The 9040-nt window shown below is 46.5% G+C and carries 9 protein-coding genes, 1 tRNA gene and 1 pseudogene; 8 read left to right on the forward strand and 3 right to left on the reverse strand.

The annotated features are described in order from the left end of the window. Window positions 1–203: 203 nt before the first annotated feature. A tRNA-Arg gene (locus ACZND6_RS12190) sits at window positions 204–280 on the reverse strand. A gap of 94 nt (window positions 281–374) precedes the next feature. Beyond that, window positions 375–1139, reverse strand: a complete 765-nt coding sequence (locus ACZND6_RS12195) for a DUF4422 domain-containing protein (protein WP_300877101.1) — start codon at window positions 1137–1139, stop codon at window positions 375–377. A gap of 203 nt (window positions 1140–1342) precedes the next feature. On the opposite strand from ACZND6_RS12195, the gene ACZND6_RS12200 reads away from it, so the two are divergent. The 6 genes from ACZND6_RS12200 to ACZND6_RS12225 all read left to right on the forward strand — a co-directional run bounded on the left by ACZND6_RS12200 (window position 1343) and on the right by ACZND6_RS12225 (window position 6191). Further along, window positions 1343–3067, forward strand: a complete 1725-nt coding sequence (locus ACZND6_RS12200) for an FAD-dependent oxidoreductase (RefSeq protein WP_418805746.1) — start codon at window positions 1343–1345, stop codon at window positions 3065–3067. A gap of 49 nt (window positions 3068–3116) precedes the next feature. Further along, window positions 3117–3461, forward strand: a complete 345-nt coding sequence (locus ACZND6_RS12205; protein WP_300877105.1) for a cytochrome c3 family protein — start codon at window positions 3117–3119, stop codon at window positions 3459–3461. A gap of 188 nt (window positions 3462–3649) precedes the next feature. After that, window positions 3650–3973, forward strand: a complete 324-nt coding sequence (locus tag ACZND6_RS12210; protein ID WP_300877107.1) for a hypothetical protein — start codon at window positions 3650–3652, stop codon at window positions 3971–3973. Next, window positions 3970–4314: an IS66 family insertion sequence element accessory protein TnpB gene (gene tnpB / locus ACZND6_RS12215; RefSeq protein WP_489524733.1), complete on the forward strand. Its 345-nt coding sequence runs from the start codon at window positions 3970–3972 to the stop codon at window positions 4312–4314. The genes ACZND6_RS12210 and tnpB overlap by 4 nt, the downstream gene beginning before the upstream one ends. Before the next feature lie 244 nt (window positions 4315–4558). Further along, window positions 4559–4972 (forward strand): hypothetical protein, encoded by a 414-nt coding sequence (locus ACZND6_RS12220; protein ID WP_489524734.1) that lies wholly within the window; start codon window positions 4559–4561, stop codon window positions 4970–4972. Between the two features lie 184 nt (window positions 4973–5156). Continuing rightward, a complete protein-coding gene (locus tag ACZND6_RS12225; RefSeq protein WP_489524735.1) occupies window positions 5157–6191 on the forward strand; it encodes an IS66 family transposase in 1035 nt (344 codons plus the stop codon). A 56-nt stretch (window positions 6192–6247) separates the two neighbouring features. Here the strand turns inward: ACZND6_RS12225 and ACZND6_RS12230 are convergent, their stop codons facing one another. Then, window positions 6248–8152, reverse strand: coding sequence for an IS1634 family transposase (locus tag ACZND6_RS12230; RefSeq protein WP_489524736.1), 1905 nt, complete (start codon window positions 8150–8152; stop codon window positions 6248–6250). A gap of 121 nt (window positions 8153–8273) precedes the next feature. Here ACZND6_RS12230 and ACZND6_RS12235 point away from each other — a divergent pair. Both ACZND6_RS12235 and ACZND6_RS12240 read left to right on the forward strand, forming a co-directional pair. Next, window positions 8274–8426 (forward strand): annotated as a pseudogene (locus tag ACZND6_RS12235) (IS66 family transposase); the annotation flags it as partial. Window positions 8427–8450: 24 nt separating this feature from the next. Continuing rightward, the gene (locus tag ACZND6_RS12240) at window positions 8451–8729 is read left to right on the forward strand and encodes a hypothetical protein (RefSeq protein ID WP_489524737.1); all 279 of its coding nucleotides are present in this window, start codon (window positions 8451–8453) and stop codon (window positions 8727–8729) included. The last annotated feature ends 311 nt before the right edge of the window (window positions 8730–9040 follow it).

Here is a 9040-nt window from a genome sequence, read left to right on the forward strand (position 1 = left end):
ATGAACCAGAAGTCGAACCGTTATTAGGTACGGATATTGAAATTTAACGAGGATGCCGGAGCCGAACTCCGGCTAGATCACTGAAAAACGCAAAATCTCAGCTGAAAATAATGTTGGCAGCTCGTTTCGCGAGATTTCCTGCGGCAGAAATGAAAAAATCCCGCAACTGCGAGATTCTTCAAGAAATATTCTTTTAATTTTGGTGGCGCGCCAGGCAGGAATCGAACCCACGACCCCCTGGTTCGTAGCCAGGTACTCTATCCAGCTGAGCTACTGGCGCAACCGAGGAAGCGAACTATAGCAAAATAAAATTTCCTGTGCAAGTTGGGCCGAGGAAATTTCTGAAAATTTCACTGTTAGAAATTGTAAAAATCTTATCGCTTAATTCCTAACTTTCTGAGAATAAAGGAAGATCCTTTTTTGATCCAGTTGATTTTTTCTGTGAGAACAACTGGTTTCTCAATGTAACTAATGTGGTTCGTATTCAGCCAGACGTCTAAGAGGCGCTCGGATAAAAAGCCAAAGACCCGCGCATCATTTACAGAATAGGAAGAAATATCCAAACGCTTTTCTACTTCAAATAGAACGTCGAAAAGCCAATCACAATACTGATTGAAAAAGTCTCTTCTCATTACAAACATATTCAGTATGTGTGTTTTCTTACCGCTCATCAGTTTTTCGAAGGCCGGAAGATATTCGGAATATTTGTCTGCAAGGACAGCTCTTAACGTTTCGATATCTTCACGATGATGGGCGTGAACGTACTGAGATTCAACAGTTTCAATAAAGTAGTTTCGCTTCGGAGGCAGGATCACAGGACTTTCTTTCAGAAACTCGGTCCAATCGGAAAGAGAAAAGATGTCCTCTAGCGGATCGGAAGTTTTCTTGATCCCGAAGTAACGCCGGTAATGCGTCAAGCCGATGGCGGTGACGGTTTCCGGTAAGTTGTGCCTAGCCCAGTAGAGGGCAGTCAACTCGCAGTAGTTGGAATTTTTTTGAGAAATATTGACGCCTTCGTTATCCCTCACTCCGCCAAGATGAAGATCGGCCCGTTTTTGTGCACCAACCTCGATTGGAAGATAAGGATCTTCATGCGGAAGACGATATGGCCGATGGCAAGCAACAAGAATCTTTAACACTGTTATTTAGAGGAGAAGCCGAGGAGGGAAGCGTCGATTTCAACCTTGTCAACGCCGACAGAAACTAGAAATTTTAAATCTCGGGGCCGCTTAATTCAATAGTAAGTCAACCGATGTAAGGAAAAAGGGCCAAATCTAGAATTTTTCTCAATGACGGTTAAGCCAATACCTGGCTTCAACCTCTAATCAAGGAGAATAAACATATGTCCAAATCTGTCGTAACATCTCGCCGTTCTTTTATTAAGGGCGCAGTAGCTGGTGCAGTTTCTGCCGGAGTTGCTCCCGTAATGGCAGCACCTGCCCCGCAGAATGGTCTTCCCGCCAAGTGGGACGGGGAAGCTGATGTTGTGATCGTCGGTTTCGGCGGCGCCGGTGCAACAACCGGTATCGTTGCAGCACAGAACGGAGCAAAAGTTATCATTCTGGAAAAGAATCCTCAGAATCATCACTACAGCAACACCCGTATGTCCGGTGGTATTTTCCACTGCCCGTTCAAAGACGGTGATCCGAAAGCATTGAAGGATTATGCTCAGGCCATGTTCTCCGGCGAAAACATCGACTGGAAAGAAGAAGGCGAAATTCCTGAATATTCTGAAGGTTTGGCTCAGCTGTGGGCAGACCTTTCTCCGACTAACTTGGAATTTCTGCAGAGCCTGGACCCGGCTTTCATCGGCGGCAGCCAGCCCGGCTTCAATAAAGCATCCTTCCCGAACTTCCCGGGCGCTAAAGAATGCAAATACAACGCCTATCGTGCTACTTATCAAAAACGCATGAAGAACTTCAACCAGAAATCGGTTGACAGTCCGAAGGAAGAAACCAGTTCCGGTGAAGCTTTCTGGCGCTGCCTCGAAGAAGGGGTCAAGAAGCAGGGCGAGAATATCAAGGTTTACTATGAAACTCCTGCAAGCAGCCTCCTTAAGAATGCCAAAGGAGAGGTTGTCGGAGTCGTCGCCACTCAGAACGGCAAGCCGGTTTATTTCCGCGGTAAGAAAGCAGTTGTTCTTTGCTCCGGCGGTTATGAATACAACAAACCGATGCGTCAGGCCTTCTTGGAAGGCCCCGGTATAGACGGATGGGCTTTCTACGGTACGACCTCCAACACCGGCGACGGTATTGCTATGGGTATGGCTGCAGGTGCCGGTTTGCAGAAAGTAGGTAAGTCTGCTGCCCGCGTTATCGTTCCCGCCCAGACACGTTATAACGGAATGCGCATTGGCTCTATCACACCGGCTGTCGGTTCTGCCAACTCTATCGTGGTTGATAACTACGGTAACCGCTACGAAGCAGAAACCAAGGTTACGGATAATCCCAGCCGTTATTTCTTCTATAAAGCCGCTGTGACGTTCGATATTTCTTCTCTGAGCTATCCGAGAACTCCGTCCTGGATGATCTTTGATGAAAAACTTCGTACAAGCAAACCTCTGGTCGGCCTCGGTATTTCTACAGTTGGCTACGGCTTTATCGATTGGGACGAAAAGAACGAAAAACCCATTGCTTCCGGTTTGATCCTCAAGGCAGACTCCATTGAAGAACTTGCCAACAAGATTAAACAGCATCCGGAAAATAAGGGCCGCATGGTTCCGGCAAATCTGGTTGAACAGGTCACTCGCTTCAATAAATTCTGCGATGACAAGAAGGACGCTGACTTCGGCCGCAGACCCGCTACATTAGGCAAGATCGAACAGGGTCCGTTCTATGCAATGCCGTTGGTTGCCGGCGGCCCGAATACTAAGGGCGGCTTGCTGGCAGACGCAGACAGACGAGTTCTTGCTTGGGACGGCACTCCGATTCCTCGCCTCTATAGCGTCGGTGAAATCGCTTCTGCACTTAAGTTCGTTTATCAGGGCGGCGGAAACTTGACCGAATGCTTAGTCTACGGTCGTCATGTAGGTAAGAATGTCGCCGGTCTTCCCGATACGACACTTTAATAAATCCTGAATCGGCAGGGGCTCGTCCCCTGCCTCTTCGGAGATAACAATGAAAAAAATATTGGCTTTACTTCTTCTTTCTTTCCTAGCCGGATCGACTGCTTTTGCTGCAGACGGCGGACCTTATCTAGCTGACAGACACGTTGCCAGAGGTATGAAATGCGCAGATTGTCATACTCCTGATAACAAACTTAAAACCAGCGGCGATTTGGATATTTGCGCCTCTTGCCACGGTGATTACCAAGCCATGATTAAAAAGACAGACGGCAGATATGAGGTAAATCCTCACGGCCAGCATGAGGGAGCGCTTCCTTGCTCTGAATGCCATAAAGGCCATAAGCAAGGCGTGAACTACTGCGGCGGCTGCCACAACTTTGTCTACAAAGTGCCTTAAACCGTTTTTCCTTCTCTAGTAACTTATCCCTCCTTGCTGCTCCGTCGGTCCTTAGATTGACGGGGCTCTTTTTATCTGGAAGAAGAAAAATAATTCAGGTCAGCTTGACAGTAGATGTCTTATAGGTTCGTATCTTAATTTAACCGCATGATCAATACTGTCTCCAAGGAATAAGAAGGAGACAGATTATGGATATCAACCGGTCAAGATATATTGAGATCGCCCGAACACAGGACTTGGGCAGCGCCGAGGTGGCGAGATTGATTCGAACCGAGACCCGTCGCAAAGTCAACATCTCCGAAGTTAAACGGCGCCTTTCCGTTTCGAATCCCGAGGCAGTACAAAGTCGACAGGCTAATTCATTGGATGTTATTAATCTTTGCGAAGATAAAGCAGATGAAGAGTCGAGGCTGAGCATTTCAGCCGAGGGTATGACCTTCGAATTCAAGACGCAGCGTCCGGAAGAATCAGTCATCTTCATCCTGTCTCGTATGAGAGGAGACGTCATATGAATATCCGCTTCAGCGGCGTGCACGTGACGCCGGTAATTTCTCCTACTGATTTAAGAGGAGGCTTTCATCGGCTCTGTACCGCTGCCCAAGATCAGCTCGGCATCAACTTGAGCAGCGGTAAGGAGGCCGTCGTCTTTCTCTCAAAGACGAGGAAGATCTGCAAGATCGTCACCACGGACGAGAAAGGCACGATGCTCCTAACACGCACTTTGCACAACGGACGCTTTGAGGAACTCATGGTTCGAGTCGGTCAGCAATCCAAGTGCTCCTTGACTTTATCCGATTTAGAGCGATTTCTTAACGGGGAGCGGCTTTATACCAAAAGCGATACTTTCTGGTAGTCCGGAGCTCCAATAACGCCATGCAGGCTCTTCTGAGGGCCTCCACGGCGTTATTTTTATGTCTGCAGCATTATTTATCATTTATAATCAAATGATTAATTATTTTTAAAGATAAAATATAATATAATTTACCCAATAGATAATAATCGGGTGTGATAAAAATGCCGACCTCAACTCACTCTCCAATGAAGAACTGATTAAGCTGCTTACCCAGAAAGAAGAACAGCTTCGAATAGCCGAGGATTTGGCAGAGAAACGCGAGCGCTCCAATATAAAGTTCGCTCACGGCGTTACATCGCTGGCGCTTCTCCTCAAAGACGTCAACGGCAGCTACCTCGCGCAAGTGGAAGAGTACCTGAGTTACGCCGATGATGAAGAATCTAAAAAGGCGATGAAAGTCCTCTATGACGTGATCTCCTACGGCATAAAAACTATTGGTGTCACTTCTGTACAAATTGCAAGTTTCTTCGCTCATGGAAACGAAGCCATGAAGGCAGGAGAAACTTCTGAACAGGCTTACGCTAAAGCACAAAGCAACTTGAAAGAATTGAAGCAGGTTCGCTCATTTACCAATAACGTCAAGGGAATCGTCAAGCTGAGCAACGCTATTGCCAAAAGCATCGAAAACATTGGATGCTTCGACAAATGCAACGGTTAAGACTTTGCAGGAAATCTCTGAGATAAATAAGGAATCTGAACCGTCCCCTGTCAAGGAGAAACAGACGCATCGGGGTCACGTCAATAATATCGAGAATCTTCCGGAAGCCGGGCCGACTAAAGCGACAAAGATATCGGCAACTTGCCGAGAATGCGGAGAACCCTTGGCCGGATTTGAGGAGTTGATGGTTAATCTCAAAACCGCGATGACGGACTTCGAAGCAGGCTGCCGACAGCAGAACACTTATACGATAGGGTTCTGTCAGAAATGCGGCCAGGCAGAGGTCTTCATGGATCCCGGACAAGATCATCCGCTCTTCCCGGACAGACACATGAGCACGAAAACCATCCTGTCTTGGAACCAGGCTATGTGCATCGGCATTCCTTTAGAGCGTGCTCTGAAGCGGTTCGAGCAAGAAGCCGGGCTGGGCTCCAACACCGGTTCTTACTCGTTGTTCGACTATCAACGATTTTATTTAAAGCCGCTCTTTAAGGCACTGGAAAAGGTTCTGCAGCAGCGCGATGTGCTCGTATGTGACGAAACGCCGTTTAGCTGCCTTCAGGATCAGGGACGCGGGAAGCTTCCTGCTTCAGGTGCCGAGGCAAAGGGCAAAACCAACTATATAGTCGCGCTGACCACGGCCGATCATGCACCAAAGCCTATAACCCTCTATTACTACAGTCCGACTCGGAGCGCAGAGAACATAGGCCGAATCTTGGAAGATTACGACTTTGAAACTCTGGTGACCGACGGTTACAGCGGATACAGGACGATACTTAATAACAGAAATCAGGATAAACCGATCCTCGATCATGTTCGTCACCAATCCTGTTTGGTTCATCTGCGGCGGGAGATCCTGAAGGTCGTTCTGCCCTCGGATCTCTTCAAGAAGCTTCTCGATAAACCGGAAGCGTTCCTTATACAGCAGCTTGAAAAATTGCTCAAAGCCGATACCGAAGGCATGAAGCTGCACGCCGCATTAAGAGCAGTCAACTCGATCTTCTTATTTGAAGCCCAGAAAAATGATGGGCTTATCAGCCCGGAAAAAGCCAGGCTGGCTCAGGCCAAGCTGATGAAATGTCTTGACCGGATGATGATGCAGGCAAGCGAGGGACTGGTCAGGCAAAAGGGATCTGTCTGGGAAAAAGCAAAGGACCATCCCGCTGCCAAGCCGTGTGTCTATTACCTTAATGCCCGGGAGGACTTTAAGACCTCCTGAGTTTTAGGGAAGAATCGCAGGTAATTTAGCAAGAGCCCTTGTGCCTCAGTGATTCTCTAACTTTCCGTTTTTTCTTTTGCTGTGGTAATAGCCTCCCTAGCTCGGAAGTAGCTTCCGAGCTCTCCTTTCAGAGCTAACTTTTTACGCAGCGAAGCCGCCGTTTCGTAGTCTTCCGGAACTTGCATCTCTAAAGCAGCACAGATCTGTTTTATCTCCTCGGATATCCCTGTCGTAGCGTAGATTGCGGGGAGTCTGTCCAGCTTGATTTTTGTTGTTCTAAGTCCGTTGAGAGCTTCAACGATTTTGCCTATTGGGATCGGTGTATCTCTCTTTCTAAGTTTGTATTCCAACAACCTTGAGATGACTAATGAGATGTAGCAGCAAAGAAAGTGGCCGCGGATATGATTTTCCGTTCTTACGTATACGGGACGACCTTCTAACTGGCTTTTAAGGACTCGGAAGTTACTTTCAATATGCCAAAGTCCCTTGTAGATATCCAGAACCTCTTCAGCCGGATCTTTCAGGGAAGTTTCGATCACATGCATTCCGTCAAAGAGTTCCTGCTCTGAGATTCTTTCGTAATCAACAGCCAGACTCTCTTTGTCGATATCCACGCTGACCAGACTTTTTCCGCCTTTCTTTAACTCAGCAGAGAAGTTAGACGGATTAGCCACAAGCCTTTCAGCTTTCTTTATTAGCCGTTGTCTGTCGATCCTATCCTTGATAAGTCGTTTTTCTGAGAAGGTGATAATAAAACGACGTTTGATGGTTCCTTTCTTTCGCTTGTTGCCGTATTTCGTCGTGTATGGCTTTAACTTATCTTCGAGCTTTCTCTTCTCTTCCGGATTACTGTTTTCGTAGGCAAAGTCAGGATATTTGTAGCTAACTTTGGTTTCTAGAGTTATTTCTTTAAACCATGTCTTTGAGAGGACTCCGTTGCCGTCTGTCACAAGCCTTTCGACTCTTCCTGTAGGATCCAATGCAGCTTCCTTGATCTCCCGAGATGCGCTTCTGATTTTTGAGGAGAGAACGTAGTTATTACTCAGTTCCAGCAGGCAATGAATGTTGGCGGTGTTGTTGAGCCCCTTGTCGGCAACAACGATAAGATTTTCGACGCCGTAGGTTTTCTTCAGTTCCTCAATGAAGGGAACCATCGTAGGAGACTCACCCTGATTGCCTCGATAAAGGTTGTAGCTGATTGGAAGTCCGTCCTTGTCCGCGGCTAGAGCCATAACAACTTGTACTTCATTAAATTTTTTGTCCTTGGAGTACCCGAACTCTCTTAGGCTGTCAGCTTCGACACTTTCAAACGCATAGGTAGTGATATCGTAGAGACAAGCACGGGTGTCGCGATGAGGATTTCCCTCTAAGAGTTTTTTATTCAGGTATTTGATAACGGAGTCTTTATTTTTGCTGAGTAAATCGAGACAGTTGTAGTAGTGAGCTAAGTTCTCTTCCTTGGCTCCGAGATAAGAAACAGGAGCCAAACGACAGGTTTTGGCCTTGGACCATGGAGCAAGAATCCTCCCTAAGCAAAGCTGTTTGACCACCTCTTCAAAATCAAATTGAACATCGCACTCTTTCTTGAGATAGGAGAGCTTATAGGGAAGATTCAATTCGTTCCAAAGCCGATCGAGAACGATCATCCCTAAACCCCTTAGACAGGGTTTTTCTCCTTTGAGCATAATGCCGTCTTTTGCCGCTCGGATAATGTCGGCTTCGATAGTTTCATTGTCTAAAAGACGTTTCTTTATGTCCTCTCCGGCAGCCTTTTCATTAAGGCTCCGAACTTCGGCTTCAATTTTCTCCAAGGCTTTTGGATCAGCCGCCAGGAGCTTTTTCAAGTTTCCACATCTGCGGACAATATTCTTTCGTGATTGACCGTTTTCGTTCCGATAAGAGGAGGCAATGTAAACACTTCTGTTATCGCTTTTTGAACTAAACATGATGTGATAACGCATGATTCTTCCTTCATACAATTACTATTATTTTACCACAATAAATTAAAAAATAATAGGCCTTTACTCCATGATTTTTAAATAAAAATAGGAATTAAGGCCTAAAACTCAGGAAAAAGCAAAGGACCATCCCGCTGCCAAGCCGTGTGTCTATTACCTTAATGCCCGGGAGGACTTTAAGACCTTCTTAGAAAATCCTGAGATCCCGCCTTGCACAAATAAAGTTGAACGTGCAATACGCGGCGTTGCCATTCTGCGTAAAAGCAGTCAGCATAAACATTCTCCCCAGTATATGGAAGCAATGTGTATCGCTCTGTCCGTTGACGCAATCCTAAGGGAAAATGGCGTAGACACGTTCCGTTGGCTTCAAGACTACAGCCAGGCACTGTTCAAACACTTTACCGCTAAAGGCATTACTCAGCTGTGGAAAGAGACGGAATGTAAACAAAACAAGTTCTCTATCCGTTTACCTGACAAAATGGGCGCTGACGAAGTCAACAATCCGTACCTTCCGGAGAACCTGACCAAGGACTTTGATATGAAGCCTTGGCTGGACTCCATCTTTAATCCGTCAAAATAGTCAACGATAATAAAAACTCCGGTGCTCGTTAAGAGGACCGGAGCTGCACCGACTGCGTCGGTGCTTAGGCATGCCCTTTTAAAAAGAATTTAGGGCATAAGACATTTACGCTTGACAAGCCTAAAATAAGCATTCACAATTCGCCTCCGTTTTTCGACGCAGTAGTGCAGCGGAAAATGCGGAAACGAAGTTTTACATTTGAAATTCCTCAGTCGCTTGACAGAAAATTTTAAACGAGTAAAATTTCAATTCTTCGCTCACGAAACTGAGCGGCGGCGAAAGCCGAAATGATCTTTAAAAATTTATCGACG

The sequence above is a fragment of the Parasutterella sp. genome, assembly GCF_057870745.1.

Bases quoted from the DNA above. Each gene is read 5' to 3' on its own strand.
- ACZND6_RS12200 (WP_418805746.1), top strand. From the start codon at position 1,343: ATGTCCAAATCTGTCGTAACATCTCGCCGTTCTTTTATTAAGGGCGCA.
- ACZND6_RS12205 (WP_300877105.1), top strand. From the start codon at position 3,117: ATGAAAAAAATATTGGCTTTACTTCTTCTTTCTTTCCTAGCCGGATCG.
- ACZND6_RS12210 (WP_300877107.1), top strand. From the start codon at position 3,650: ATGGATATCAACCGGTCAAGATATATTGAGATCGCCCGAACACAGGAC.
- tnpB (WP_489524733.1), top strand. From the start codon at position 3,970: ATGAATATCCGCTTCAGCGGCGTGCACGTGACGCCGGTAATTTCTCCT.
- ACZND6_RS12225 (WP_489524735.1), top strand. From the start codon at position 5,157: ATGGTTAATCTCAAAACCGCGATGACGGACTTCGAAGCAGGCTGCCGA.
- ACZND6_RS12230 (WP_489524736.1), bottom strand. From the start codon at position 8,152: ATGCGTTATCACATCATGTTTAGTTCAAAAAGCGATAACAGAAGTGTT.
- ACZND6_RS12240 (WP_489524737.1), top strand. From the start codon at position 8,451: ATGTGTATCGCTCTGTCCGTTGACGCAATCCTAAGGGAAAATGGCGTA.